The 24,531-nt window shown below is 67.5% G+C and carries 25 protein-coding genes and 2 pseudogenes; 9 read left to right on the top strand and 18 right to left on the bottom strand.

Annotated elements, in window-relative coordinates; translation table 11 throughout:
* The coding region (locus BPODLACK_RS23835; RefSeq protein WP_328721310.1) for a hypothetical protein at positions 1-205 on the bottom strand (205 nt) is incomplete at its 3' end.
* A 207-nt stretch (positions 206-412) separates the two neighbouring features.
* Between BPODLACK_RS23835 and BPODLACK_RS23830 the strand changes: the two genes are divergently transcribed.
* The 3 genes from BPODLACK_RS23830 (at position 413) to BPODLACK_RS08910 (ending at position 2,746) form a co-directional block, all read left to right on the top strand.
* A complete protein-coding gene (locus BPODLACK_RS23830) occupies positions 413-805 on the top strand; it encodes a hypothetical protein (protein ID WP_159405113.1) in 393 nt (130 codons plus the stop codon).
* Entirely contained in the window at positions 805-1,728 is a 924-nt protein-coding gene (locus BPODLACK_RS08915) for a hypothetical protein (RefSeq protein WP_159405112.1), read from the top strand. Before BPODLACK_RS23830 ends, BPODLACK_RS08915 begins: the two co-directional genes overlap by 1 nt.
* Positions 1,729-1,900: 172 nt before the next feature.
* Positions 1,901-2,746, top strand: coding sequence for a hypothetical protein (locus BPODLACK_RS08910; protein WP_159405197.1), 846 nt, complete (start codon positions 1,901-1,903; stop codon positions 2,744-2,746).
* A gap of 7 nt (positions 2,747-2,753) precedes the next feature.
* On the opposite strand, the gene BPODLACK_RS08905 is transcribed toward BPODLACK_RS08910, so the two are convergent.
* The 5 genes and pseudogenes from BPODLACK_RS08905 to BPODLACK_RS08885 all read right to left on the bottom strand — a co-directional run bounded on the left by BPODLACK_RS08905 (position 2,754) and on the right by BPODLACK_RS08885 (position 8,373).
* The gene (locus BPODLACK_RS08905; RefSeq protein ID WP_006434346.1) at positions 2,754-4,073 is read right to left on the bottom strand and encodes a YibE/F family protein; all 1,320 of its coding nucleotides are present in this window, start codon (positions 4,071-4,073) and stop codon (positions 2,754-2,756) included.
* 82 nt (positions 4,074-4,155) lie between these two features.
* A complete protein-coding gene (locus BPODLACK_RS08900) occupies positions 4,156-5,094 on the bottom strand; it encodes a MetQ/NlpA family ABC transporter substrate-binding protein (protein ID WP_006434347.1) in 939 nt (312 codons plus the stop codon).
* A 61-nt stretch (positions 5,095-5,155) separates the two neighbouring features.
* Positions 5,156-5,860 carry a methionine ABC transporter permease gene (locus tag BPODLACK_RS08895; protein WP_159405111.1) on the bottom strand — a complete coding sequence of 235 codons (705 nt, stop codon included), beginning with the start codon at positions 5,858-5,860 and terminating at the stop codon, positions 5,156-5,158.
* A 61-nt stretch (positions 5,861-5,921) separates the two neighbouring features.
* Positions 5,922-6,899, bottom strand: a pseudogene (locus BPODLACK_RS08890) (methionine ABC transporter ATP-binding protein); the annotation flags it as partial.
* A 13-nt stretch (positions 6,900-6,912) separates the two neighbouring features.
* Positions 6,913-8,373 carry an LLM class flavin-dependent oxidoreductase gene (locus tag BPODLACK_RS08885; RefSeq protein ID WP_159405196.1) on the bottom strand — a complete coding sequence of 487 codons (1,461 nt, stop codon included), beginning with the start codon at positions 8,371-8,373 and terminating at the stop codon, positions 6,913-6,915.
* A 92-nt stretch (positions 8,374-8,465) separates the two neighbouring features.
* Between BPODLACK_RS08885 and BPODLACK_RS08880 the strand changes: the two genes are divergently transcribed.
* On the top strand, positions 8,466-8,969 hold the full coding sequence (locus BPODLACK_RS08880) for a mycothiol transferase (RefSeq protein WP_006434351.1): 504 nt from the start codon (positions 8,466-8,468) through the stop codon (positions 8,967-8,969).
* Between the two features lie 110 nt (positions 8,970-9,079).
* Here the strand turns inward: BPODLACK_RS08880 and BPODLACK_RS08875 are convergent, their stop codons facing one another.
* The gene (locus BPODLACK_RS08875; protein WP_006434352.1) at positions 9,080-9,496 is read right to left on the bottom strand and encodes a DUF6764 family protein; all 417 of its coding nucleotides are present in this window, start codon (positions 9,494-9,496) and stop codon (positions 9,080-9,082) included.
* A 141-nt stretch (positions 9,497-9,637) separates the two neighbouring features.
* Between BPODLACK_RS08875 and BPODLACK_RS08870 the strand changes: the two genes are divergently transcribed.
* A complete protein-coding gene (locus BPODLACK_RS08870; RefSeq protein WP_006434353.1) occupies positions 9,638-10,567 on the top strand; it encodes an LLM class F420-dependent oxidoreductase in 930 nt (309 codons plus the stop codon).
* Between the two features lie 3 nt (positions 10,568-10,570).
* On the opposite strand, the pseudogene BPODLACK_RS08865 reads toward BPODLACK_RS08870, so the two are convergent.
* The 3 genes and pseudogenes from BPODLACK_RS08865 to BPODLACK_RS08855 form a co-directional block, all read right to left on the bottom strand.
* Positions 10,571-11,301, bottom strand: a pseudogene (locus BPODLACK_RS08865) (pirin family protein).
* On the bottom strand, positions 11,301-11,771 hold the full coding sequence (locus BPODLACK_RS08860; RefSeq protein WP_006434355.1) for a MarR family winged helix-turn-helix transcriptional regulator: 471 nt from the start codon (positions 11,769-11,771) through the stop codon (positions 11,301-11,303). Before BPODLACK_RS08860 ends, BPODLACK_RS08865 begins: the two are co-directional and overlap by 1 nt.
* A 3-nt stretch (positions 11,772-11,774) precedes the next feature.
* A complete protein-coding gene (locus BPODLACK_RS08855; RefSeq protein WP_006434356.1) occupies positions 11,775-12,746 on the bottom strand; it encodes a pirin family protein in 972 nt (323 codons plus the stop codon).
* Between the two features lie 129 nt (positions 12,747-12,875).
* On the opposite strand from BPODLACK_RS08855, the gene BPODLACK_RS08850 reads away from it, so the two are divergent.
* Entirely contained in the window at positions 12,876-13,256 is a 381-nt protein-coding gene (locus BPODLACK_RS08850; protein ID WP_006434357.1) for a hypothetical protein, read from the top strand.
* A gap of 43 nt (positions 13,257-13,299) precedes the next feature.
* Positions 13,300-14,139, top strand: coding sequence for an alpha/beta hydrolase (locus tag BPODLACK_RS08845; RefSeq protein ID WP_006434358.1), 840 nt, complete (start codon positions 13,300-13,302; stop codon positions 14,137-14,139).
* A gap of 15 nt (positions 14,140-14,154) precedes the next feature.
* Here BPODLACK_RS08845 and BPODLACK_RS08840 read toward each other — a convergent pair whose 3' ends face one another.
* From BPODLACK_RS08840 to BPODLACK_RS08820, 5 genes are all read right to left on the bottom strand, one after another.
* Complete coding sequence (locus tag BPODLACK_RS08840; protein ID WP_006434359.1) at positions 14,155-14,595, bottom strand: hypothetical protein; 441 nt, start codon at positions 14,593-14,595, stop codon at positions 14,155-14,157.
* A 33-nt stretch (positions 14,596-14,628) separates the two neighbouring features.
* Positions 14,629-16,107, bottom strand: a complete 1,479-nt coding sequence (locus BPODLACK_RS08835; RefSeq protein WP_006434360.1) for an alpha/beta hydrolase — start codon at positions 16,105-16,107, stop codon at positions 14,629-14,631.
* An 80-nt stretch (positions 16,108-16,187) separates the two neighbouring features.
* The gene (locus BPODLACK_RS08830; protein ID WP_006434361.1) at positions 16,188-16,994 is read right to left on the bottom strand and encodes an alpha/beta fold hydrolase; all 807 of its coding nucleotides are present in this window, start codon (positions 16,992-16,994) and stop codon (positions 16,188-16,190) included.
* 29 nt (positions 16,995-17,023) lie between these two features.
* Positions 17,024-17,962 (bottom strand): alpha/beta hydrolase, encoded by a 939-nt coding sequence (locus tag BPODLACK_RS08825; RefSeq protein WP_081598166.1) that lies wholly within the window; start codon positions 17,960-17,962, stop codon positions 17,024-17,026.
* 248 nt (positions 17,963-18,210) lie between these two features.
* The gene (locus tag BPODLACK_RS08820) at positions 18,211-19,635 is read right to left on the bottom strand and encodes an aldehyde dehydrogenase family protein (protein WP_006434363.1); all 1,425 of its coding nucleotides are present in this window, start codon (positions 19,633-19,635) and stop codon (positions 18,211-18,213) included.
* Between the two features lie 184 nt (positions 19,636-19,819).
* Between BPODLACK_RS08820 and BPODLACK_RS08815 the strand changes: the two genes are divergently transcribed.
* The gene (locus tag BPODLACK_RS08815; RefSeq protein WP_006434364.1) at positions 19,820-20,140 is read left to right on the top strand and encodes a putative quinol monooxygenase; all 321 of its coding nucleotides are present in this window, start codon (positions 19,820-19,822) and stop codon (positions 20,138-20,140) included.
* 15 nt (positions 20,141-20,155) lie between these two features.
* Here the strand turns inward: BPODLACK_RS08815 and BPODLACK_RS08810 are convergent, their stop codons facing one another.
* From BPODLACK_RS08810 to BPODLACK_RS08800, 3 genes are all read right to left on the bottom strand, one after another.
* Positions 20,156-22,507 carry an MMPL family transporter gene (locus BPODLACK_RS08810; protein WP_159405110.1) on the bottom strand — a complete coding sequence of 784 codons (2,352 nt, stop codon included), beginning with the start codon at positions 22,505-22,507 and terminating at the stop codon, positions 20,156-20,158.
* Position 22,508: 1 nt separating this feature from the next.
* Entirely contained in the window at positions 22,509-23,183 is a 675-nt protein-coding gene (locus BPODLACK_RS08805) for a TetR/AcrR family transcriptional regulator (protein WP_024497786.1), read from the bottom strand.
* A 101-nt stretch (positions 23,184-23,284) separates the two neighbouring features.
* Positions 23,285-23,500, bottom strand: coding sequence for a hypothetical protein (locus BPODLACK_RS08800; protein WP_006434367.1), 216 nt, complete (start codon positions 23,498-23,500; stop codon positions 23,285-23,287).
* Between the two features lie 117 nt (positions 23,501-23,617).
* On the opposite strand from BPODLACK_RS08800, the gene BPODLACK_RS08795 reads away from it, so the two are divergent.
* On the top strand, positions 23,618-24,445 hold the full coding sequence (locus tag BPODLACK_RS08795; protein ID WP_006434368.1) for an SDR family NAD(P)-dependent oxidoreductase: 828 nt from the start codon (positions 23,618-23,620) through the stop codon (positions 24,443-24,445).
* Positions 24,446-24,531: the final 86 nt, after the last annotated feature.

The raw sequence follows: 24,531 nt of genomic DNA, 5'->3' as shown, positions 1-24,531 counted from the left end.
CCGGCCCCGCAGCAGACTCGGCGACGAGCATCATCAAGGCGCCGTACACCGTCATCGCCCCGGTCGAACCGGCGTACGAGCCGACCCAGATCCGCCAGACGACCGGCCCCGAGACCGGCGCGGGACCACAGATGTCCGGTCCGCAGCAGGTATCGGCACCCCAGTCGTATCCCGAGTCGTACCCCGAGTGGGGCGGATCCGGCACCCGGCAGCTCTCCGGGCCACAGACCTTCGGCGCGTCACAGCAGATGTCCGCACTCCCGTATCATGTTGAGCCGCAGCAGTTCTCGTCAGCTCAGCAGTACCGAGCGCATACGGACCGCCACCCGGTTATCCGCCGGCCTATCCGCAGCCCCGGCAACCGCGCTCGGCGGCGATCCCGATCCTCCTCGGGCTGATCGCGGTTGTCCTCGTGGGCATCGCCGTCGTCGTGGGCGTCCTCCTCGCGGGTTCAGGTGGCGATAGTTCGGAACAGGCCGCCGACCCGACCACCCCGACGATCACCGAGACCGTCGCGCCGCCGCCGACCGTCGAGAACGCACCCCAGGGGCCGCGCGCTCCCGCGGCGCCACCGCCGGGGTCCGCGCCGTGCGACGCGACCGTCGGCGTGGGGACATCGGTGACGAGCTGCCCGTTCGCCTTCGCGGTGCGAGACGCGTACTTCAGTGCGGGACAAGACCGTTCCCCACGCGTGGTGACCGCGGCGAGTCCCGTCACGGGACAGTCGTATGCGATGAGCTGCGTCCCGGAGGGGGCGATCGTGGCGTGCCGCGGCGGGAACGATGCGGTGGTGCACATCTACTGATGAGGCCCACGCAGACGATCAGGTCCGTGGCGGTCGCGCTCGGATTCGTCGTGGCGGTCACCGCCGGTTGTACGACGTCCGCCGACCCCGCCCCGATCACACCGGTCACCGTGACCGTGACGTCGACACCCTCGACCTCGGTCCAGCCCACACCGGGACAACAAGGGGCGGGGAGTCCGGCGCCACCGGTTCCCGCCTCGTACCGCGCACTGGCCGCGAGCTTCCGCAAGGTCGCGTCGTCGACCGGGCTGACCGTCGGCATCGCGATCGCGCCGGTCGGCGGCTATGCAGTCCCCGCGCTGACCCTGGGGGACACCACACCGCAGGTCTCATGGTCGACGATCAAGGTGCCGCTCGCGGTCGCCGCCGAGCGCCAGAACGGACCCAGCCCGGCCGCTGATGCGGCGATCATCAACTCCGACAACGTTTCCGCCGAGGCATTGTGGTCGTCGCTGGGCGGCGGACAGAGCGCCGCCGACGCGGTCACCGCGGTGCTGCGCGACGGAGGTGACACCACCACCGTCGTCCCGGCCACACAGCGTCGGCCGGGCTACACGATCTTCGGTCAGACGATCTGGGCATTGCCCGATGCCGCGACATTCACCGCCCATCTCCCGTGTCTCGAGGGGGCTCGGTCGGTGCTCTCGCTGATGGGTGAGGTCGCCGGGAATCAGCAGTGGGGCGTCGAGGTGATGTCCGCGCCTCGCGCGACGGCCGTGAAAGGCGGCTGGGGTCCCGGCATGTCAGCGGGGTATCTCGTGCGTCAGATCGGCCTGTTCACCTTTCGTGACGGTCAGCGCACCGCGGTGGCGATGAGTGCGGTCGGCGGGTCGATGACCGGCGGGATCGCGGCGCTGAACGCGGTGGCCGCCTGGCTCGACACCAACATGACCCGGCTGCCACGCGGCCGGTGTGCCGCCTGAGACCGAATTCCGCCGTCGCCGTCGGCGTGATGCCGGTCGCAGCAAGGTCCCGATTGGGTATACGAGCTGGTCACCCGGCCGGCCGCGGCACTACTCTCGTGTGTCTAAAGTGACTCAGGAGAAAATTGTGAAAGTTGTGACTCGGTGTGCGCTGGTCGTCGGTGCTGTGATGATGTCTCTCGTCGTCGGCGCCGGAAGCGCGAGCGCGGTTCCGCTCCCGGCGCTGCCGCCGCTGCCCGAGCCGTTCGCGTCCTGGTTCACGCCACCGGAGCCGGTCGACAAGAAGCTGGCGAAGAGCTACGCCGCACTCCAGAAGTCGATGAAGAAGTCACTGCCCGGCCAGCTGGGCGTCGCCATGGTGCCGGTCGGCAGCGACCAGGTCATCTCGCTGGGATCGCTCAAGGCGGGCCGGGCATGGTCGACGATGAAGGTTCCGGTTTCGCTGGCCGCCCAACGCGAGCGCGGTCCCGCCGTCGCAAGGATGGAGGACAAGGCGATCACCTTCTCCGACAACGACGCCGCGGGCGAACTGTGGGGAGCACTCGGCGGCGGGCGCGCCTCCGTCGACGCGGTGACCGCCGTGCTGCGCGAAGGACACGACACCCGGACGCACGTCTCCTCGGAGATCGACACCCCGGCGTCGTATCCGGGGTACACCTCCTGGGCTCTGCGCGACCAGGCCCTGTTCGGCGCGCATCTACCCTGCCTGCCCGGCAGCGAGCACATCATCCGGCTGATGAGCGACGTCGCCCCGAACCAGCAGTGGGGCATCGCCAGGGTCGGCCGGAACAAGGGGGCGGTGACCGCCGTCAAGGGCGGCTGGGGTCCGGCCACGTCCAGAACCGGTGGTCATCTCGTGCGTCAGCTCGGCATCATCAGCACGGTCGACGGCCAGGTCGCGGTCTCGATGGCGGCGATCCCACGCAGCGGGTCGTTCACCGACGGCACCAAGATGCTCACGCGACTGGGCAACTGGCTCGGCAAGAACCTGGCCGAGCTGCCCAAGGGACGGTGCTGAACTCCCCTCAGCTCGCCGCGGGTGACGGCATGCCCGCCGGTCGGCAGAGGGCCGCGGCGATCGCGGTGGTCAGCGGAACCGACAAGGCGATCGCGATACCGCCGACGAAGGACCGCGCGAGTTCGACGGCCACCACGTCAGTGGTGAGCAGACCTCCGAGGGGTTGCTGGGCGACCGAGAAGAGCAGCATCAGCGGCAGGGCGCTGCCGGCGTAGGCGAAGACCAGGGTGTAGACGGTGCTCGCGATGTGGTCGCGTCCCACGCGCATCGCGGCCTTGAAGGTCGCGAGCCGGGTCGGTTCGCCCGCGGCGGCCAGTTCGAAGGCCGCGGACGCCTGGGTGATCGTCACGTCGTTGAGGACGCCGAGCGTGCCGATGATGAATCCGGCCAGCAGTAGACCGCTGACCGAGATGTTGCCCTGATAGACCTGCAGATTGGTGGTCTGGTCGCCGGACAAACCGGTCAGGTTCATCGTCTCGATCGCCAGCCAGCTCAACAGGCCGGCCATCAGCAGTGAGGTCAACGTGCCGAGCAGGGCCGAACTCGTACGGAGGCTGACGCCGTGTGCGAGGTAGAGCACCACGAACAGGATCGCCGCCGACGACACCACCGCCACCGCGACCGGGGATGATCCATCGAGGATGGCCGGCAGGGTGAACCCGCCGAGGACGACGAAGGCGAAGGCGAGGCCGAGAATCGAGCGGAATCCGCGCCACGCCGCGACCAGCACGATGGCCGCGATGAAGAGGATCGCCCAGACGATCGTGGCCGTGCCGCGCTGGAAGTCGAAGAAGGTGTACCGGTTGCCTTCCGGTCCGGGCACCGTCGAGAGCCGGATCGCATCGCCGACGTGGAGCGTCGGCTGACCGGCCTGCGGCTCGTCGCTCGCGCCCGGGGTCGGCGTGCCCTCGGGTCCCGGTTCGGTCCCCGACTGTGCACCCTTCGTGGGGATCTCCAACACCGTGTACCGGCCGGCGGCCTCACCCGAGTCGATGCGGACCGCGTTCAGGATGCAGGGCCCGCCGGCGACCGGGTTGACGGGGATGTCGGCGGTCTCGAGCACCGACCCCGCCGCCGGGTTGAGACAGTTCGCGCGGAACTGGTCGACGACCTCGCCGTCGACCGTCTGGATCGAGCCGCCGTCGGCCGCCCGGAACTGCGTGGGCACCGGATGCTCGGAATCCGACGGCCAGAGAACGATCATTCCGATCGTCACAGCCACCGCGGTGACCGCCAGGGTCCCGATGACCAGCCACCGCGCGAACGGGGACAGCATGTGGGAGATGTCGGTCAGCGAATGTGAATGACCGTGATGTGTGCGCTCCACGCCGGTGAGCCTATGCGTAAGCGCCCTGGTCGTGGTGTGCGACCCGGGCGCCCGGTGTGAACACGCGTCACGGAATGGTGGCCTACAAGGGAAGGAGAATGTTCTTCACCTGCGGATCGATGCGCAGGAATTCCTGCACCGCGGGATCCTTGAACGCGGCGACGAGGTTCTTGATGTTGTCGGTGTTCTCCCACTCGGTGCCGATGGTGAGCTGTCCGGCGAACTCGTCGGGGGCCGGGGGAGCGTAGATCTGCTTCTCGATCGGGATGTTCGCGGCCAGGTAGTACTCGGTGTAGCCGACGGTCGCGTCGAGATCGGCCAGCGACCGGGACTGAGCGGCGAAGTCGAGCAGCACGAACTGCAGGTTGCGCGGGTTGGTGGCGATGTCCTTCTGGGTCGCCGTCCACTTGTCGATGCCCGGTTTGAGGGTGATCAGGCCGGCGCGCTCCAGCAGCCACAGGCCCTGTGCCTCGTTCGCGGGATCGGAGTACAGCGAGACCTTCGCGTTCTGCGGGAGGTCCTGGACGTTCTTGTACTTGTCCGACCAGATGCCGAAGCCCCAACGGAAGACCGGGGTGGCCGCGACTTCCTTGAAGTCGGGGTTGGCCTCGAGCACCTGGGACAGCCACAGCTTGTGCTGGTAGACGGTACCCGCGACCTCACCGTCGCTGACTGCGCGGTTGAGCGTGGTCGAGTCGGCGAGCCCCTTGAAGGCGACCTTGATCCCGTATCGGGGCGCGACCTCGTTGCCGATGTACTCGACGAGCGCCTGCTCGGCGGCGTTGCCCTCGGCGGTGACGACGGTGAGCGTCGCACCAGGGGTCTCGTTGGGGGAGGTCGAATCCGAGCCGAGGAACCGCCAGCCGAGGACGCCGGCCAGGACGGCGACGACGACGAGGACGCCGGCGATCAGCGGCCAGCGGCGACGCGTGGAGATCTCGATGTCGGAATTGCCTGCGGGCGGCGGAGTTTCGGGCGACTTGTCCGACACGTCAGTGGCGGAACCGGTGTCCTGGGACATGCGTGAACCTTTCAAGAGTGGTGAAAGTGAGACGAGGGGCTCTGGCGTGAAGGCGCGTCGGTCAGTGGTTGACGCGCTTGGAGGTCACCGGGTTGAGGCTGCGCGCGAGTGCGTCGCCGGCCAGCTGGATCAACGCCACGGTGATCACCAGCACGATGATCATGGCGACCATGACGCCCTGGTCGAAGCGCTGGTAGCCGTAGGTCACCGCCACGTAGCCGAGGCCGCCGGCGCCGATCGTGCCGGCAATGGTCGAGTATTCGATCATCGCGATGGTGTTGATGGTCAGACCACCCACGATGTTCGGCAGGGCCTCGGGAACCTGTGCCTTCCAGATGATCTGGGCGTTGGAGCCGCCCGATGCGCGGGCCACGTCGATCGTCGACGCCGGGACCGACCGCAGCGAGTTCTCCACGATGCGGGTGAAGAAGGCGATACCGGCGATGGACATCGGGACCACCGCGGCGATGCCGATGTTGGTGCCGGTGACGAGGCGGGTGAACGGGATGATCGCCGTCATCAACACCAGGAACGGCAACGACCGTCCGATGCTGATGATCCAGGACAACGGTGTGTGCAGTGCCCGGTTCTCGAAAAGGCCACCGGCAGCGAGGTTGTGGACCAGTGCGCCGAGCGGGACGCCGACGACGAGGACGACGACCATCACGATGCTGACCATCAGGACGGTGTCGACGAACGCCGGGAGCAGCAGATCGGAGATCTCGTCGAGCGGAACGGTGATGCCGGCCAGGTTGATCGTGCTCATGCCGCCACCTCCGCATTCTTCTTCTCGACGTCGACCTCGCTCGTGTCCGGGGACGGCGCTCGACCACTCGCGCGGCGAGTCCGAGTCCGCCTGCCGCGCCGACGAATGCGGACACGTGGCCGTTCGGGACGGAGACGGTGAGATCGCCGAAGGCGGTGCCGTCGATGGTCTGGACGTTCGCACCGAGCACCGAGATCGAGATGTCCAGGGACTTGCCGAGGCGGGTGAGCCAGTCGGCGGGCACCGTCGTCGAGTTGTAGACCACGGTGACCGCGACCTGGTCGGCGGTCGCGGATGCGCTGGGCCCGCGGGGTCGAAGTGCGCGTCCGAGGACCGAATCGGGATCGAGTACCAACTTCTCGAGGCGTCCGTGCTCGACGATGCGTCTGTGGTCGAGTCGGCCGACGGTGTCGGCGACGCGCACGATGGTGTCCATCTCGTGGGTGATGAACACGACTGCCAGACCCAGTTCGTTCCGGACCTCGGTCAGGAGTTCCAGGATGGTGTCGGTGGCGGCCGGGTCGAGTCCGGAGGTGGCCTCGTCCGACAGCAGCACCGACGGCTTCAGCGCCAGGGCGCGGGCGATGCCCACGCGCTGGCGCTGCCCGCCGGAGAGCTGGTGGGGGTACAGATTCGCCTTGTCGGACAGGCCGACAAGGTCGAGCAGGTCGGCGACCCGCGACGTGGTGGAAGCCTTTGTCGCGCCCAGGTACTCGAGCGGAAGGGCGACGTTCTGCGCTGCGGTCCGCCGCGAGAGCAGACTGGCCGACTGGAAGACCGTGCCGATGCGTCGTCGGGCATCGCGGAGTCCGGAGGTGCCGAGGGCGGTGAGGTCCTCGCCGTTGACGACGACCTTGCCTGACGTCGGGCGCTCCAGCAGGTTGAGGCAGCGTGCGAGCGTGCTCTTGCCCGCGCCGGACGGGCCGACGACGGCGAAGATCTCGCCGGAGGCGACGGTGAACTCGACGTCGTCGAGCACGGTGGTGGGGTTCGGCGAACCGACCCCGAAGATCTTGGTGAGTCCAACGACTTCGATCATCGTGCGGTCTTGATCACTTCGTGCCGATGGTGGTGAGGCGGTTGCGCTCACGGATCGAGTCGTCGATGGTCGAGTTCACGCCGCCGACGCGGTAGGTCGAACCGCGATGGCTCTCGGGCAAGTGATCGCCGCGGCCGAAAAGCTTGTGGCGCAGCGTACCCGGGACGTACTCGCGGTCGTAGACGCCGCGACGCTCGAGCGCGGGTATCACCTGGGTCACGATGTCCTCGAAGGAACCAGGTGTGACCGCGTAGGCGACGTTGAAGCCGTCGACGTCGGTCTCGTTCACCCAGTCCTGCAGCTGTTCGGCGACCTCGTCGCCCGATCCGATCAGGACGGGGCCCATGCCGCCGATGCCGCCCCAGGCCGCGATGTCACGGACACGCCATTCCTCGCCGCTCTCGGTGGCCTGCTGGAATGCGGCCACCGCCGACTGGATGGCGTTGCTGTGCACGTTGCCGATCGGCTCGTCGATGTCGTAGCTCGCGAGGTCGATGCCCATCCACCCGGACATGAAGACCAGCGCACCTTCTTCGCTCGCATAGGACTGGTACTCAGCGGCTTTCGCGCGAGCAGCCTCGGGCGTCGAATCGGTGATGATGGTGAGCAGCGTGTAGATCTTGGCGTCGTAGGGATCTCGTCCGGCCAGGACGAGTTCCTCGCGGATCTTGCTCACGACGTCGCGCAGGATCGCCTTGGTGGGTGCGGCGACGAAGACGGCTTCGGCGTTCTCCGCGGCGAAACGGCGACCGCGTGGTGAGGCGCCCGCCTGGTAGATGACCGGCGAACCCTGTGGCGACGGCTCGGAGAGGTGGATGCCGGGAACGGTGTAGTGCTCACCGTGGTGTCCGATGTGGTGGACCTTGGCCGGATCGGCGAAGATGCCCGCCTCGCGGTCGCGGCGTACCGCGTCCCGTTCCCAGGAGCCCTCCCACAGCTTGTAGAGCACGGTCAGGTACTCGTCGGCCTGGTCGTAGCGGTCGTCGTGTTCGAGCTGATCGTCGGCACCCATGTTGCGTGCGGCCGATGGCAGGTAACCGGTGACGACGTTCCAGCCGACGCGACCGCGGGTGAGGTGGTCGAGCGTCGACAGACGACGTGCGAACGGATAGGGGTGTTCGAAACCGGTGCCGGTGGTGACGCCGAACCCGAGGTGCTGGGTTGCGTGTGCCATCGCGGAAACCAGCAGCAGCAGCGGGTCGTTGACCGGGATCTGGGCGCCCTGGCGGATCGCTGCCTCGTCGGTGCCGGACAGGACGTCGTAGGTACCGAGGACGTCGGCGATGAACAGGCCGTCGAAGCCGCCGGTTTCCAGGAGCCGGGCGAGGTCGACCCAGTAGTCGATGGTGTTGTAGTTCCACGACCGGTCGCTCGGATGGCGCCACAGGCCGGGGGACTGGTGCGCAACGCAATTCATGTCGAAGGCGTTGAAGCGGATCTTACGGGTGGAGCGCGAGCCGTCGGCGGGGGTCACGGCAGGCTGGTTCTGTTCAGACACCGGAGGAATGATGCTGACGGATCGGCGGACTCGCCATCCTTGCGCGCACGGCGAACTAAACTTGCCGCATGCGCGCCACAGATGTGTTAATCGACGGTCTCGGACGGGTCGCCGGGAATGTTCATGCGCTGCTCAGCGATATCGAGCCGGACATCCTTAATCGGGCACCGGCGTCGGGAGCGAACACGATCGCCTGGCTGGTGTGGCACCTGACGCGCGTTCAGGATTCGCACATCGCCGACGTCGCCGACACCGACGAGGTATGGGTGAGCGGCGGTTGGGTCGATCGATTCGACCTGCCGTTCTCGCCGGCCGACAGCGGGTACGGCCATTCGGCCGAGGACGTGGCGCGGGTTGTCGTCGACGATGCGGAATTGCTCCGCGGTTACTACGACGCCACGCACGCGGTCAGCGTCGACTACATTGCGTCGCTGACGGATTCGGATCTGGATCGGATCGTCGACACCAACTGGGACCCGCCGGTGACGCTCGGTGTCCGCCTGGTCAGCGTGGTCGACGACGATGCCCAGCACATCGGGCAGGCGGCTTATCTCCGCGGGTTGTTCGTCTGACCGGCGGCGTCATGCCCGGGGAGACGGTGGAGGCAGGCCGACCCTGGGACTCCAGGCCGGTCGCCCTCCGCACCCGAAGGCACGAAACCGTTCTCTCGGCTGTCCGAGAGTTAGGACCTGCAGCCCTTGAAGGTCTGGAAGTCACCGGCGAATGCAGGGCCGCCCTTGCAGGTGGGGCCGTTCTTGCCGTCGACGACCACCTCGGCGCCGGGTCCTGCGATACCGATGGCCAGTCCGGCGCGGTCGCCGGTCATGGTGACAGTGGCACCGGGCCCGAGCGCGATCGCCGCGGGGCCGGCGAAGTTGTTCGCCTCGGAGGTGGCCTTGCCGCCGTTGTCGGTGATGGCCAGTGCCAGACCGGTGGGGCCGGACTCGGCGCTGCACGAGGCCATGGAGGAGGTCTGACCAGGCAGAGCGGGACACACCGCGGGGGCTGCACCGGCCGACGGCGAGGCGGCGAGCGATACCGCGGTCGCCCCGGCGGCAGCGACGACGAAACCGAGGGCTGTACGCGCAACTGTCTTCATTTAGGACTCCTTTGTCGAGTACTCGGCCGAGTACTGGGTTGGGTGTCGAGCTCAAGCGATTCGGATTCACCGCGGTGCCGGATGGGCCGCGGAGAACTCGCGCCGCACCTGGTGAATGCCCACTGCGCGTAAGTTGAAACCGTGCAATTGCGAATCTTCACCGAACCCCAGCAAGGCGCGACCTACGATCAGCTGCTCGCAGTCGCGAAGGCGACCGAGGAACTCGGATTCGACGCCTTCTTCCGCTCCGACCATTTCAGCGGCATGGGCGGCGACGGACTGCCCGGACCCTCGGATGCGTGGATCACGCTGGCCGGGCTGGCGCGGGAGACGTCGCGGATTCGACTGGGCACACTGGTCTCGTCGGCCACCTTCCGCCTGCCGGGCCCGTTCGCGATAGCGGTGGCCAACGTCGACCAGATGAGCGGCGGCCGAATCGAACTGGGTCTCGGTGCGGGCTGGTATGAGCCCGAGCACGAGGCGTACGGCATCCCGTTCCCGTCGCTGAAGGAACGGTTCGACCGGCTCGAGGAGAGCTTCGAGATCATCACCGGTCTGTGGGGTACGCCCGAGGGAAGCCGATTCGACTACCGCGGTGAGCATTTCCAGCTCAGCAACTCACCGGCGCTGCCGAAGCCGGTGCAGCGCCCCCGTCCGCCGATCATCGTCGGCGGCAGCGGAAAGAAGCGCACGCCGGCACTGGCGGCACGATTCGCCGACGAGTTCAACGTGGTGTTCCAGCCCGTGGACGTCGCACGTGAGCTGATCGGCAACGTGCGCGCGGCCTGCGCCGCGGCGGGGCGTCGTCCCGAGACCATGACCTATTCGGGTGCGCTCGTCTTGTGTTGTGGCAGTGACGAAGCCGAATTCCGGCGCCGTGCCGAGGCGATCGGCCGGGAGCCGGAGGAACTGCGCGAGAACGGCGCCGCGGGGACGCCCGACGAGGTCGTCGCGAAGATCGAGAGCTATCGCGAGCTCGGGATCACCCGGATGTATCTCCAGACCCTGGACCTCGACGATCTCGATCACCTCGAACTCGTTGCGTCGAAGGTGATCCCGCAACTCGGCTGAGCCTCAGGCGACGCCGGCGTGCATCTCCCAGAACAGGATCTCGGCTCCGCCGGAGCTGTGCAGGAAGATCTCGCCGGCGTTTCTCGTGCGCACCGCATCGCCTTCGAGGAGTCGGTCGTCGCCGGCCAGTTCCACCTCCCCTCGCGCCACGTAGAGGTGGCCGTAGGGGGAGGCGGGAAGAGTCACGGTCCGGCCGGCGGGCATCTGCGCCACATGCAGGGCGGCGGTGGAGTTGTTGATGGTCACCGGTGTCGTGGTCGCGTGGCGGGACAGCCCGGAGACGACGACCACGAGGTCGCCGGTCGCCAACGCGGCGGTGACGTCGGCCTCGGCGTAGCCGGGCTCGAGGCCGGTCTCCTCCGGAGCAACCCACATCTGGACCACGCGCAGATCGGTGCCGTCCAGACGGCCGGTGGCGTTGCTCTCGCTGTGGGAGATCCCGCGGCCGCAGTCATGCGTTGCACGATCCCGGGTTTCAGGATGCCGTCGTTTCCGGCGGAATCACGGTGGCGTAGTGCGCCGTCGAGGACCCAGGTGACGATCTCGGCGTCACGGTGCTGATGCCGGTCGAGTCCTTCGCCCGCGTCGACCCGATCGTCGTTGTGCACCAGCAGGACTCCGTGGGCGTTCGCCGCCAGATCGAAGTTGCCCGTCGCCGGAAACGACTGCCAGGACTCGAGCCATTCGTTGCGCCAGTGATGACGTTCGTCGGCCCGGATGATGGTGAATGACATCAGGTCTCCTGGGTTCTCGGATGAATGGTGTCGAGGTGGGCGGCGAGTCGTTCCATCACCGCTCGCAGCTCGCGTCCGTCCGACGGCCGGAGCGCCGAGAAGAACAGTGCATCGACGCATTGGTGGTGGTCGCGGGCGGCACTCCGGAACGCGGAGCGTCCCTCCTCGGTGAGTACCGCGTAGCTGCCGCGCCTGTCCTCGGTGGCGCGTTCCCGCTGCAGCCAGCCACGTTTCACCATCGCATCGACCTGATACGAGAGTCGCGACGTGGAGAACACCATGCGGTGCGCCAGATCTCGCATACGCAATCTGCCGCCCTCGCTCTCGTGGAGGACGAGCAGCACGCTGTAGTCGGCGAGGCTCATCCCGGTGCCGGCTCGCAGATCGTCGTCGAGCATGGTCTGCAGGCGCGCGGCGGTCTCGATGAAGACGCGCCACGCGCCCTGCAGGTCATCGGAATCGGTGGCCATGGATCAGCGAACGGTGTGCGGCATCAGTGCATCCGGCGGGACGACGCCGAGCCGACCGGCCTGATAGTCCTCCATGGCCTCGATGAGCTGCTGACGGGTGTTCATCACGAACGGACCGTACTGCGCGACGGGTTCGCGGATAGGTCGGCCCCCGAGAAGAAGAACCTCCAGGGCAGGGCGGTTGCTGTCCTGCGCACCGTCGGCGGCCACGGTGATGCGATCACCCTTGCCGAGAACCGCGAGGGAGCCCTGCTCGATCGGACGTCCCTCCGCGCCGACGCGTCCGCGGCCGGACAACACGTACACCAGCGCGTTGAACTCGGGATTCCACGGGATCGACACCGCCGCACCGGGTTGCACCGTGGCGTGGGCCATCGTGATCGGGGTGTGTGTGGAGCCCGGTCCGCGGTGTCCCTCGATATCACCGGCGATGATCCGGATCAGCGACCCGGCGTCGGGCGAGGTCACCAGGCCCACCTGGCCGCCCTCGAGGTTCTGGTAGTTCGGCGGGAGGAACTTGTTCTCGGCCGGGAGGTTGACCCACAGCTGGATGCCGTGGAACAGTCCGCCGGACTCCACCAACTCGGCCGGCGGCGTCTCGATGTGCAGGATGCCGGAGCCCGCCGTCATCCACTGCGTCGCACCGTCCTCGATGAGGCCGCCACCGCCCGCGGAGTCCTGGTGCGCGAAGCGGCCGTCGATGATGTAGGTGACCGTCTCGAAGCCGCGGTGCGGATGCCAGGAGGTGCCGCGCGGTTCGCCGGGCTCGTAGTCGACCTCACCCATCTGGTCCATGTGGATGAACGGATCGAGTTCGGCGGGGGAGACGCCCGCGAAGGCGCGCACCACCGGAAACCCTTCTCCTTCGTAGCCGCGCGGTCCGCGGGTGACGGATCGGACGGGACGCTCGATGGCGTCGAACCCGGGCGAGGACAGGCGCGTCAACGACAAGGTGTCGGCGGAGACGGCAGGCATGGTGTGCTCCTTCGGTCGACAAGTCACTCAAATTTGAGTGACTCTGTGTGGGTCAACCGCGCGGGGTGGCGGGCTATTCCTCGCTCGTTCGGTCTCCCGCCGTGCGCGTGGTGGGTGATAATCCAGCCCATGGTCGACACCGCGTCTTCGAAGCCACCCGAGCGGCAGCGCATCAAGAAGCTGGCGCAGGCAGCGCTCAATGCCGATATGACGGTGGAGCAGCTCGAGGGAATCCTCGCCGACATGGGTGAGACCCTGGAGGGACTCGGCCCGACGATGAGCAATCTGGACGCGACGATCGAGAAACTCGACGCGACGCTCGCGCGGATGTCGGGAACACTCGATCAGGTGGACGCGACTGTCGACCGGATGTCCGACGTCGTCGCCCGGCTCGAACGGGTCGTCGCACGCGTCGAGGCGATGGTCGGGATCGGGGAGGCCGCACTACGTCCGCTCGGCATGCTCGAATCGGCAGGAAAGTCGGTCGTGGCACGGCTGGGCCTGCACTGACGAGACAACGGCTCCAACGGCTCCACGGACGAGAGAACAGGCAATGACACCGGAAGAACACAGTTTTCGCGGTCCACACGGCCAGGACATCGTCTACGATGTCCACCGCCCCGAAGGTGATAAGCGCGGTGTCGTGGTCATCGCGCACGGACTCGCCGAACACGGCCGACGGTACGGACATCTGGCGCAGCGTCTCGTCGACGCGGGATTTCTCGTGGCGATCCCCGACCATGTCGGACACGGACGCTCTGGCGGCAAGCGGATGCGGCTGCGTCGGTTCAGCGAATTCACCGGCGATCTCGACACCGTCATCGCCCACGTCGCCGACGAGGCCTTCCCGACCTTCCTGATCGGACACAGCATGGGTGGTTGCATCGCCCTCGACTACGCGCTCGACCATCAGGAGAAGCTCGACGGCCTGATCCTGTCGGGGGCTGCCGTGCTCCCCGGGGACGACCTGTCTCCGCTGGCCGTCAAGATCGCGCCGGTGATCGGAAAGATCGCGCCCGGGCTGCCGACCACCGCGTTGAGTTCGACGAGCATCTCCCGCGATCCGTCCGTGGTGGCGGCCTACGACGCCGATCCGCTCGTGACGCGTGGCAAGATCCCGGCCGGTCTCGGTGGGGCGATGATCTCCACCATGCAGTCGTTCCCGCAGCGTCTGCCGTTGCTGCAGCTGCCGCTGCTCGTGATGCACGGCGGCGCCGACGCCCTCACCGACCCGAAGGGCAGCGAGCTCGTCGAGCGGCTCGCCGGTTCGGAGGACAAGACACTCGTCATCTACGACGACCTGTTCCACGAGATCTTCAACGAGCCCGAGCAGGACGTGGTCCTCGACGAGGTCGTGACCTGGCTGCGGGTGCACACACCCGCCGACTGGTGACGGCGTGCCGGCCGATCAGGCCAGCCGCACGACGACCCCGGCGAGCAGGACCAGCACTCCGCCGATCTCGCCGACGATCAGCGCGACCATGAACAGGTACGTCCCCGGCATCGGCTTCTCGAACTGATTGGTGGTGTCGCGGAGTGCGCCGTGGATGCAGTACGACGCGATCGCGGCGACGAAGAACACGATCGGGACCGCCGCGGCCAGCACGTTGACGACCGGCGCGAACGCACTCAGCTCGACCAGCGCGGCGAGGACGAGGGTCGCGAACGAGTACATCAGTGCCGCACGGTGAGCGATGTCGACGTACACATGCGCGCTGTGCTCGGGCGACGTGCGGATCCCGTGGTACTTCCACACTCCGAGCGCCAGGCCCCAGACCAGGATCGCCCCAGAGGCGACCACCACGGCGATCGTGTCGGTGCCGACCAGGTCGGCCAAGTCAGAGTTCACGCCGTAACGCTAACGGCTGCGAGCGAAGTCGGGTCACCGCCCTGGCGTGGTGGTCGTGGTCGTCGAGGGGACAGACCCGTCCGACCGGGCCGGTCCCGTCGGCGCGAGCTGCGGGATCGTGGGCTTCGTCGTGCTTGCCGCGGCCGATTCCTCTGGGGCCGATTCCTCTGCGGGCGCGGCAGATTCGGCCGCTGCCGACTCGGGTGCTGCGGGCACCGACGCCGACACGTCACCGGTCGACGGGGCAGCCGATCCCGAGGCCTCGGACGAGGCCGCTGATTCGGACGCCGCCGGGGTCCCCGAGGATGCGCTGGACGCGTCCGTCGACTGCAGCGCGGCCAGGACCGAGGCGTCGAGTGCGGGGGAGGCCGTGGCGGCATTCTTCGCCGCCATGGTGACCTTCGCGGGGCCCTCGGGGTCGGGGCTGCCCGACGCCGAGACGACCGTCGTCTTCTCCGTGACCGGCGGATTGTTGCGCAGTGCCTCGAGTACGTGCCCCTTGCCGTCGCCGAGGGCGCGGCCCCAGTTCTCCCAGGTGTGACCGCCGTAGTTGGGCAGCGAGATCACCGATGCACCGGACTGCTTGGCCTGCAGCTGCATCAGGACGGTTGACACCGCGGACAGGATCTCGAGTGCGATCGCCGAGATCTGATCCTGGGGCGCGAGCTTCGCCATCTCGGACGGGGTGAGGAACCCGTTGCCCGACGAGATGATCAGGACCTGGCCGTTCTCGGCGAGCTTGCCGACGTTCTTCGACGGGTCGTTGTCGGTCCAGCGGTCTCCGCCCGGCGCGCCCCACATGTTGACCACGCCGCTGACGTAGTTCGACACCAGGCTCTGCGTCGCGAAGACGCCGAGGGCGCCGATCGGATTGTCGGTCTGGTAGTAACCCGACATCGCCTGGACCACCTTGAACTGCTCCGGGTGCCGTTCGGCGAGCGTGACCGCGGGACCGCCCGACATCGAGAGACCGACGATCGCGTTGTTGTTGCGCGCCACCCCGAACTCCTTCTCGAGGTACGCAGGCAGTTCGGACGTCAGGAAGGTCTCCTGCTTGATGACGGTGTTGTTGTCGCCCGCACCGCCGTCCCAGTCGGTGTAGAACGACGACGCGCCGCCCACCGGCATGACCAGCGTGGTGTCGGCCTTGGCGTCGTAGACGCGGGCCGCCTGGACGTCGGTGGTCCAGGCAGAGCGAGTCTCGCTGGCCCGCATGCCGTCGAGCAGGTAGACGCCGCTGTCGCTGCCGCTCGACGCGCGGATCTGCACGATCACGTCGCGCTGCTGGGATTCCGACCAGACCTTGCAGTTCTGCACGAAGTATCCGGACTGGTCCCAGGTGCAGCCCGGGCGCAACACCTCCGGATGGCCGCGCAGGGCGCTGGCCGTGTTCGACGAGTTGAGCAACGTGCTCGCCCCGAACAGGCCGAGGGTGAGGATCGCGACGACCGAGATGCCGGTCAGGATGCGTTGCCGAGACGAGAGACGACGGATCTTGGATGAATGCGACATAGAACTCCTGACGTACGCGGCCACCCGAAGATCGCGGTCGGTGCCGATGTCAAGAATGTCGTTCGACGACCCGACGGGCGTTACGCGCGCGCCGACTTCGCGGTGCGGATCGTGATCTCGGCGGTCTGCTCCGGACGTTCCCACCAGAACATGTGCCCGACGCCGGGCCAGCGTTCCAGCGTGGCGCCGGGGATCCCGGCGGCGAGCCGTTCGCCCTCGGCGACCCCGATGACCTCGTCGACGTCACCGTGGATGACGGTGGTCGGCACGCTGATGGTGGCCAACCGGTCGCGGGTGTCGTGGCCGCCACAGGCCGCGGCCTGATAGGCGACCACCGCCGATGGCACCTTGCGTAGCGTCGAGGACCGGGTGAAGCGATCGAATGCGCCGTCACCGGAGCAGAATTCCGGGGAGAGGTTGACCTCGAAGGCGGTTCGGGCGACCCGCGCGGCATCCCGGGAAGCGATGGCCTCGACGAGACGCAGGGCACCGGACGTGCCGATGGCCCCCGGTCCGCCCGCCGTGGTGCAGCCGAGGACGAGGCTGCGCACACGATCGGGATGGGCGAGGACGAGCTCCTGGGCGACCATGCCGCCCATCGAGGTGCCCAGGACGTGCGCGGTGTCCCAGCCGAGTCCGTCGAGCACGCCAGACGCGTCGCCGGCGAGATCGGCGATGGTGAACGCGCCCTCGGCCCGACTGCTCCCGCCGATGCCGCGGTGATCGTAGACCGCGACCTCGAAGTGCCGGGTGAGTGCGCCGAGGAGTTCATCGGTCCACATCTCCCGATGCGCTGACATTCCCGCGATGAGCAGGAGCGGTTCGCCGGACCCGGTCACCTCGACATCGAGGACGGTCGTGGAGTCGGGATGGGTGGGGATCAGCATGAATGTGGATCGTACCCACGCGCCGGCCCTCACAGGGACGGCTCGATCGCCTTCCACATACGGGGCAGCTCTTTCGCCCAGTAGTACCAGTGGTGAGTTCCGACGGTCTGCATCGCATCGGTGAAGGGCAACCCAGCAGCCCGCAGCTGTCCCGCGAATCGTTGCGAGCAGTCGCTGGTGGCGATCTCGAAGGCCGACGACGCGGCGAGGACCACCTGGTACAGGCCCTCTTCGGGCGACACGTTGCGTTTGATGTCGGCGGGTCCGAGTCGGCCCGCACCCGAGTAGAGGTACAACGCCTTGCCGCGGAGACGGTCGAGGTGGCGGGCGGGATCGTGATCCCGCCATCCGCGCGAGCCGGTCTGACCCCACATGTTGTCCGCGTTCGCGCCGCCGCGGGCGAGAGTTGCGCGCACATACGATTCGCCGTGGGCGGTGGAGACCGGCGGACAGCCGCTGATCGAGGCGACGGCACGGTAGAGGGCCGGGGCGCGGATCGCCAGGGTGAACGCCGCCTGGCCACCCATCGAGACCCCGGCGATTCCTCGGGACCCGGTCGTGTCGAACCGCGCGTCGATGAGCGGCGGCAACTCCTTTGTCAGGAACGTCTCCCACATCGGTTTACCGACCGTGGGATCGCGTCGCTCCCAATCCGCGTAGAAGGTCCCATAGGCTCCGGTCGGGAGCACGACGTTGACGTCCTTGTCGGCGAAGAACTCCTCGACCCCGCCGGCTTCCCGCCAACCGCTGTTGTGCCCGCGGGCGCCGGCCCCGTCGAGCAGGTACAGCGTCGGCCGCGGACCGGTCCTGGTACGCGGCGTGAGAACGAACACCTTGATGTTCTTGTTCATCGCCGCCGAGTGCACCCAGACTGCCGCGCGCGTGTCGGACTCCTGTACGACCGAGACGATGCGTGCCTGCTGGGGCGACGCGTGAGCAGGCCCGGACACGACCAGGCACAACGACATCAGACACGCGACGACCCCCGCCGCGTGAACGGCATTTCGGAACACTTCCACCCCTGTACGCGCGGTGCGCGATTCTTTCCCCCGACCACTGTTGATGGGTGACGCTTGTCATCGACGCCCACCAGAGTTGTCCGGGCCATAGTACGGGCCGGGCTCCGACGGGGAACCGGACGAACACAGCGGCGGGCGCATCCGCAATGGGAGGCGCCCGCCGGTGCGGTGAGAGAGAGTGGCCGAGGCCAGAGGCGTCAGGCGCCGTAACCGAGCAGCGACTTGACCTCGAGGAACTCGTCGAAGGCGTAGTCGCCCCATTCGCGACCGTTGCCGCTCTTCTTGTAACCACCGAACGGCGCGACCGGGTCGACGGTGGCACCGTTGAGTCCGATCGAACCCGCGCGGATGCGCGAACCGATGCGGCGGACCTCGTCGAGGTCCTTGCCGGACACATAACCGGCGAGGCCGTACTCGGTGTCGTTGCCGATCTTGATCGCCTCGTCGATCGAGTCGTAGCCGATGACGACGAGCACCGGACCGAACACCTCGGTGCGGGCGATCTCCATGTCATTGGTGACGTTGGTGAACACCGTCGGCTTGACGTAGTAGCCGGTCTCGAGACCTTCCGGACGACCCGCACCACCGATGACCGGGGTGGCGCCGTCGGCGATCGCGCGTTCGATGAGGCCCTGGATCTTCTCGAACTGCGCCTCGGAGACCACCGGGCCGAGCTGGACCTCGGTCGTCGGATCGCCGACGGTGATGTTCGGCTCGACCGACTTCGCGATCTCGGCGACCTCGTCGAGACGCGAGGACGGCACGAGCATGCGGCTGGGCGCGTTGCACGACTGGCCGGAGTTCATCATCATCGCCGCGATGCCGCCTGCGACGTTCTTCGCGAAGTCCTCGTCGTCGAGGATGATGTTCGGGCTCTTGCCGCCGAGTTCCTGGGCGACGCGCTTGACCGACGGCGCGGCGGTCTTGGCGACCTCGATGCCGGCGCGGGTGGAGCCGGTGAACGAGATCATGTCGATGTCGGGGTGGGCGGCCAATGCCGCGCCGACGCCGGGTCCGTCACCGTTGACGAGGTTGAACACGCCGGCGGGAACGCCTGCGGCGTCGAAGATCTCGGCCACGATGGCGGCGCTGAACGGTGCCACCTCGGAGGGCTTGAGAACCATGGTGCAGCCGGTGGCCAGAGCCGGGGCGACCTTGCACATGACCTGGTTGAGCGGCCAGTTCCACGGCGTGATGAAGCCGCAGACGCCGATCGGCTCCTTGACGATGCGGTGCCCGCCGCGGTCCTCGCTGAACGAGAAACCGGGCAGCTGCGCGGCGGCGGTCATCAGGTGGCCGAGGCCGATCGGCACCTGGGCGGCGTTGGTGAGGCCGACCGGCGAACCCATCTCCTCGGTGACCGCGGCAGCCAGATCGCCCATGCGGTTCTGGTATTCGGCGATGATCCGGTTGATGACCTCGAGGCGCTCCTCGACGGTGGTCTGGCCCCAGGTCTCGAAGGCGCGGCGCGCGGCGTCCACCGCGGCGTCGACGTCGGCGGCAGTCCCGATGGCCACCTGACCCGCCGCCTTCTCGGTGGCCGGGTTGATCACGTCGATGAGGTTGAGTTCGACGGGGTCCACCCACTGGCCGTCGATGTAGAACTTGGTGATGTCCGGCATGTCGCCTCCGTTGCAGCAAAGATGTGAAGACATTTGTTGTGGTTTCACACTCTATGCCCTGACGCGGTCGAGGTCTCGTGAATCTCACCAGCCGCAAGCGGTCACTCGCCGAGACATTTTGGGACAGTGGTCCCAGTCGCATTTTGCGACGCTCGTGCCGCCGCCGGGGGACTAGGGTCGAGGCATGATCCTCATCGTCGTGAAATGGCCGATCAAGCCCGAGTACGCGGACGAATGGCCCGAGCTGTCACGTGAGTTCACCGAGGCGACCCGTGCCGAACCGGGCAACAAATGGTTCGACTGGTCGCGTTCGCTCGACGACCCGAACACCTACGTGCTGGTCGAGGCATTCGACGACGACGCGGCCGAGGCGCACGTGACCTCTCCGCATTTCAAGCAGGCCCAGCAGGAGCTGCCCAAGTACCTGCAGCGGACCCCGGACATCATCAACACCACCGTCGGCGGCGACGAGTGGTCGAAACTGGGCGAGTTCGAGGTCGACTGAACGAGACCGTCGCGGTCACCGGCCGGCGCGGACCTCGGCCTCGGGGGAGGTGCGGGTCGCGGGGCCGGAGTCGTCGAGCCTGAGGTTCTCGCCCTCGATGTCGACGTTGGGCAAGATGCGGTCGAGCCAGCGCGGCAGCCACCACGCCTTGTCGCCGAGCACCGTCAGCACCGCAGGCATCAGCGTCATGCGGACGACGAAGGCGTCGAAGAAGACGGCCGCGGCCAGCGCGAAGCCCATCACCTTGATGAAGGCCATGTCCTGCAACATGAACGCCGCGAACACCGAGATCATGATCGCCGCAGCCGCCGCCACGACACGTGCGGAGTGCCGGTAGCCCTCGACGACGGCGGTCGTGGCGTCGGCGCCGTGCACGTAGGCCTCCCGCATTCGCGTCACGAGGAACACCTGGTAGTCCATGGCGAGACCGAAAACGATGCCCACCAACATGATCGGCAGGAACGACACCACCGGTTGCGGATTGCCGACGATCCCCAGGGCGCCGTCGGTGAACAGTGCGACGGTGACACCGAAGGTCGCCGCGACACTGAGCAGGAAGCCCAGCGCGGCGGTGAGCGGCACCAGGATCGACCGGAACACGATGATCAGCAGGATGAACGCCAGCCCGACCACCACCAGCAGGTAGGGGATCAGCGAGTCGGACAACCGCTCGGAGATGTCGAGTTCGATCGCGGTCTGTCCGGTCACCCCATAGGAGATGCCGGTGGTCGCGGCGACCCGCGGTTCCATGTCCCGCAGCGTCTGGACCAGTTTCGGGGTGGCCTCGTCGGACGGAGCGGTCGACGGAATGATGGTGATCTTCGCGGTGTCGCGGGCCTCGTTGAGCCCGCCCGCGCCGATCTGCGCGATTGCCACACCCTCGATCTGGGCGAAGTCGTCGACGAGGGTGTCGAAGGTGCGGAGGCGATCTCCGGTGTCCTCGATACCGCGCCCGTCGGCGACGACGACGAGCGGCCCGTTGAATCCCGGACCGTAGCCTTCGGCGACCATGTCGTACGCCTGCCGCTGCGTCGTCGACGGCTCGGACGTCCCGTCGTTGGGCAGTGCCAGCTTGAGACCTGTCATCGGGACCGCGAGTACGACGAGGACGCCGACGATCACGGCGGTGACGGCACGCGGATGGGCGACGATCCGCTGGACCCAGCGCTGACCGTTGTGCACGCGTTCGGTCTCGTGCGGTTCCACGTCGGGTGCGTTGAGCCGGGGGAGGCGCCCACCGAAGGTCCTGCCGCCGAACAGGCCGAGAATGGCCGGTAGCAAGGTCAGGGCGACCAGAACCGCGACGATCACCGTGGCCGCGGCTGCGACACCCATCGCGGTGAGGAACGGGATGTTGACGATCCCCAGCGCCGCCAATGCGATCACGACAGTGCTGCCCGCGAACACGACCGCCGATCCGGCGGTGCCGACAGCCCGGCCGGCCGCATCGGCGCGGTTCGCCGACCGATGGATCTCGTGCCGGTATCGGGACACGATGAACAGCGCGTAGTCGATACCGACGGCCAGCCCGATCATCGTCGCGAGGATCGGGGTCTCCTTGCTGAGGTCGAAGAAATGGGTGCCCAGCTGGATGCCGAGCATGCCGATCGCGACGCCGACGATCGCGGTGATGATCGGCATACCCCAGGCGACCAGGGAGGCGAACGTGAGGATCAGGATCAGCGCGCCGAAGCCGATGCCGATCAGCTCCGAGGTGATGCCGAGCTCGAACTGCTGGGTGGCCGTGCCCTTCATCTCGACGGTCAGTCCCGCGGCTCGTCCGTCCTCGGCGACGGCGTCCATCTGCGCGCGGGTCGTCTCGGTGATGTCCGACGACGCCTCCACGGCGAAGGACGTACCGAATTGCGCGACGGTGGTCGAGGAGTTGATGGGCGAGGTCGCCTGCGCATCGGCCGCCGCGTCGGCGGCACTCTTGCCGAAGGTCCGCTCCTGGAAGGTCTGGGACAGTTCTCTGAGTCGGCCCGGGGACTGTTCGGTGCCGTACGAGACGAACGGATTGACGATCGAGTCGGGGCTCTCGACCGCCTCGACCTTCTTGAGGTCGACGACCATGTCGTCGATGGCCCGCTGGTACCGCGGTTCGGTCAGCGTCGAACCCTGGGGCGCCCGAACCACGTAGGTGACGCTGACGTCGGTGCCGAAAGACGGCTCGCCGGGGAAGCGCTCGACCATGAGGTCCTGCGCCTTCTCCGAGGGGATGCCCGGGATGGAGAACGATTCCGACGCGGGTTTGGCCAGCAGCGATGCGCCGACACCGAGTCCGATGAGGACGAGAACCCAGATCGCGATCGTCTTGAGACGGTTCTCGTACGTCCAGCGTCCGAGTCGGTACATATGTGTTGCCACGTCAGGGCTCCTTGTGGGATGCGTCGGCCAGGTCGTTCAGAAGCGGGACGGGACGCCCCAGACCGGCCGACATCTGGTCGAAGGCGGACTCGAGCACGGTGGACAGGACGGGTGGCATGGATCCGCCGGACGCATGTGCGGCGCGCTCGCTGCGTGCCACGAAGTACTCGAGGGCCACCCGCGCGGTGGTGATCGCCGTGTGGACGACCAGGTGTGGGTACATCGCGTCGGCCCGCTGGCCGCGGCGATCGTAGAGCTGGGCAAGTCGGGCCTCGAACGTCTGATCGAGGTCGATGTCGCGCGTTCGGGCGGTGAGTGCCGGGTCAGTGTCGAGAAGTCGCAGCAGCGCGACGATCTCGGCCGGCTCGCCGACGTCGAGTGAGGTGGCGGTCTCGATGAGCGCGGTCCGGACCGAACACCAGAAGCTCTCGCCGGCCGGTCGGGCCTCGATCCGTTCGATGACCGAATCCAGCAGGGAGTCGACGAAGTGGAGAAGCGCGTCTTCTTTGCCGCCGAAGTAGTTGTGGAAGGTGCGGACCGAGACGTTCGCCTCGGCGGCCACCGCGTCGATGGTCACGTGTTCGATGCCGTCGCGGATCGACAGGCGGAGCACGGCGCGCGCGAGCGCCTTGCGCGTGGCGGCCTTCTTGGCCTCGCGGAGTCCGGAGGGGTGCACTCCTCTACGGTAGTTGCAAGAACCTGCAAACTTGCAGGCGGGTGCATAATGCAAGAGTTGTCTCAGTGGTGGGTCCGGAGTGGCGGGGCTCACACGGCGCGCTAACCTCCGTGCACGCTGCTGAGGATCGCCACGATCACGCCGGCGACCGTCAGTACGCCGACCACCCACCCCATGGTGATCGCCAGGCGTCGGCGCCCGAAACGGGCCGCGTTGATCGCGATGCCGAGGCACACCAGGATCGCGATCGAATACAGCGAGATGCCGAGGGTGAGGAGCGCGACAGAGGAATCGGCGGCCAGGACCTGGGTGGACATGCCACGAGTACATCACCACGGTGCCGACACGAACCAATTCGGCCGAAGAGTCCCGAACGGGGCGGGCCGACCTAGCGCTTGCTAGGGTGCCCGCAGCGGTTCGGTCGAGGAGGGTGCGTGGACGTCGGCGGCAAGATCTTCGTGGTGACAGGCGCGGGCAACGGTATCGGGCGTTGTGTCGCACTCGATCTCGTCTCTCGAGGTGCGACGGTGGTCGGCGCGGACATCAACGAGGTCGGTCTCGCTGAGACCGGGCGGCTCGCGGTGGACTTGTCCCGCTTCCGTTCCCATGTGCTCGATATCGGCGATCGCGAAGCGGTGCAACGGTTTCCGGGGATCGTGCGCGCCGAAGTCGGTCAGGTCGACGGGTTGTTCAACATCGCGGGGATCGCTCAGGACACACAGCCGATCGCGGAAGTCGGCGACGACCGCGTCGATCTGCTCATGCGCGTCAACTACTTCGGCACCGTGTGGCTCACCCGGGCCTTCCTGCCCGACCTCGAACAGCGCCCCGAAGGTGGACTGATCCTCATCACGTCGAGTCTGTCCGGGCTCGCGCCGTTCCCGGGCGCCGCGTTCTACGGGGCCAGCAAGGCCGCGGTCGCGCTCTTCGCGTACGGCCTCGCGCAGGATCTTCGGGGGAAGAAGTCGAAGGTCACCGTGACCACTGTCATCCCGGGCACCATCTGGACCGATCTCGTGCGCAAGACCTCTCAGGCCCTCGGCACCCCCGAGGCCGTCGCGAAGGGTTTCGCGATGGCTCCGGAGAAGGCCGCGCGTCGGATCATCGACGCGGCGCTCGACGGTCGGGTCCGCGCGGTGGTCGGGAAGGATGCGCATGTGTTCAACGGTGCGCGCAGGCTGAGTTCGCGGTTGAGCGAGCGGATGGCGTATGCGCAAGTGGGTCGATTCGTGTATCGGTCGTCGAGTCGTCGGAACGGATGACATCGAGCCGGGAGCGGGACCTCCTGGTTGAATGCGGTCCATGCGATCCTCTCGCGGGCCGTCCTCCGCACGCACCTTCGTGACCC

The sequence above is a fragment of the Gordonia sp. YY1 genome, from assembly GCF_009872315.1.
GTDB classification, from domain to species: domain Bacteria; phylum Actinomycetota; class Actinomycetes; order Mycobacteriales; family Mycobacteriaceae; genus Gordonia; species Gordonia amicalis.
Note: the sequence above shows the minus strand (reverse complement) of the source record. Positions and strands in the feature narration are given on the sequence as shown.

Coding starts and splice junctions, on each gene's coding strand:
- BPODLACK_RS08915 (WP_159405112.1), top strand. CDS start 805: ATGAGGCCCACGCAGACGATCAGGTCCGTGGCGGTCGCGCTCGGATTC.
- BPODLACK_RS08910 (WP_159405197.1), top strand. CDS start 1,901: ATGTCTCTCGTCGTCGGCGCCGGAAGCGCGAGCGCGGTTCCGCTCCCG.
- BPODLACK_RS08900 (WP_006434347.1), bottom strand. CDS start 5,094: ATGTCCCAGGACACCGGTTCCGCCACTGACGTGTCGGACAAGTCGCCC.
- BPODLACK_RS08895 (WP_159405111.1), bottom strand. CDS start 5,860: ATGAGCACGATCAACCTGGCCGGCATCACCGTTCCGCTCGACGAGATC.
- BPODLACK_RS08880 (WP_006434351.1), top strand. CDS start 8,466: ATGCGCGCCACAGATGTGTTAATCGACGGTCTCGGACGGGTCGCCGGG.
- BPODLACK_RS08875 (WP_006434352.1), bottom strand. CDS start 9,496: ATGAAGACAGTTGCGCGTACAGCCCTCGGTTTCGTCGTCGCTGCCGCC.
- BPODLACK_RS08860 (WP_006434355.1), bottom strand. CDS start 11,771: ATGGCCACCGATTCCGATGACCTGCAGGGCGCGTGGCGCGTCTTCATC.
- BPODLACK_RS08855 (WP_006434356.1), bottom strand. CDS start 12,746: ATGCCTGCCGTCTCCGCCGACACCTTGTCGTTGACGCGCCTGTCCTCG.
- BPODLACK_RS08850 (WP_006434357.1), top strand. CDS start 12,876: ATGGTCGACACCGCGTCTTCGAAGCCACCCGAGCGGCAGCGCATCAAG.
- BPODLACK_RS08845 (WP_006434358.1), top strand. CDS start 13,300: ATGACACCGGAAGAACACAGTTTTCGCGGTCCACACGGCCAGGACATC.
- BPODLACK_RS08835 (WP_006434360.1), bottom strand. CDS start 16,107: ATGTCGCATTCATCCAAGATCCGTCGTCTCTCGTCTCGGCAACGCATC.
- BPODLACK_RS08830 (WP_006434361.1), bottom strand. CDS start 16,994: ATGCTGATCCCCACCCATCCCGACTCCACGACCGTCCTCGATGTCGAG.
- BPODLACK_RS08825 (WP_081598166.1), bottom strand. CDS start 17,962: ATGTCGTTGTGCCTGGTCGTGTCCGGGCCTGCTCACGCGTCGCCCCAG.
- BPODLACK_RS08820 (WP_006434363.1), bottom strand. CDS start 19,635: ATGCCGGACATCACCAAGTTCTACATCGACGGCCAGTGGGTGGACCCC.
- BPODLACK_RS08815 (WP_006434364.1), top strand. CDS start 19,820: ATGATCCTCATCGTCGTGAAATGGCCGATCAAGCCCGAGTACGCGGAC.
- BPODLACK_RS08800 (WP_006434367.1), bottom strand. CDS start 23,500: ATGTCCACCCAGGTCCTGGCCGCCGATTCCTCTGTCGCGCTCCTCACC.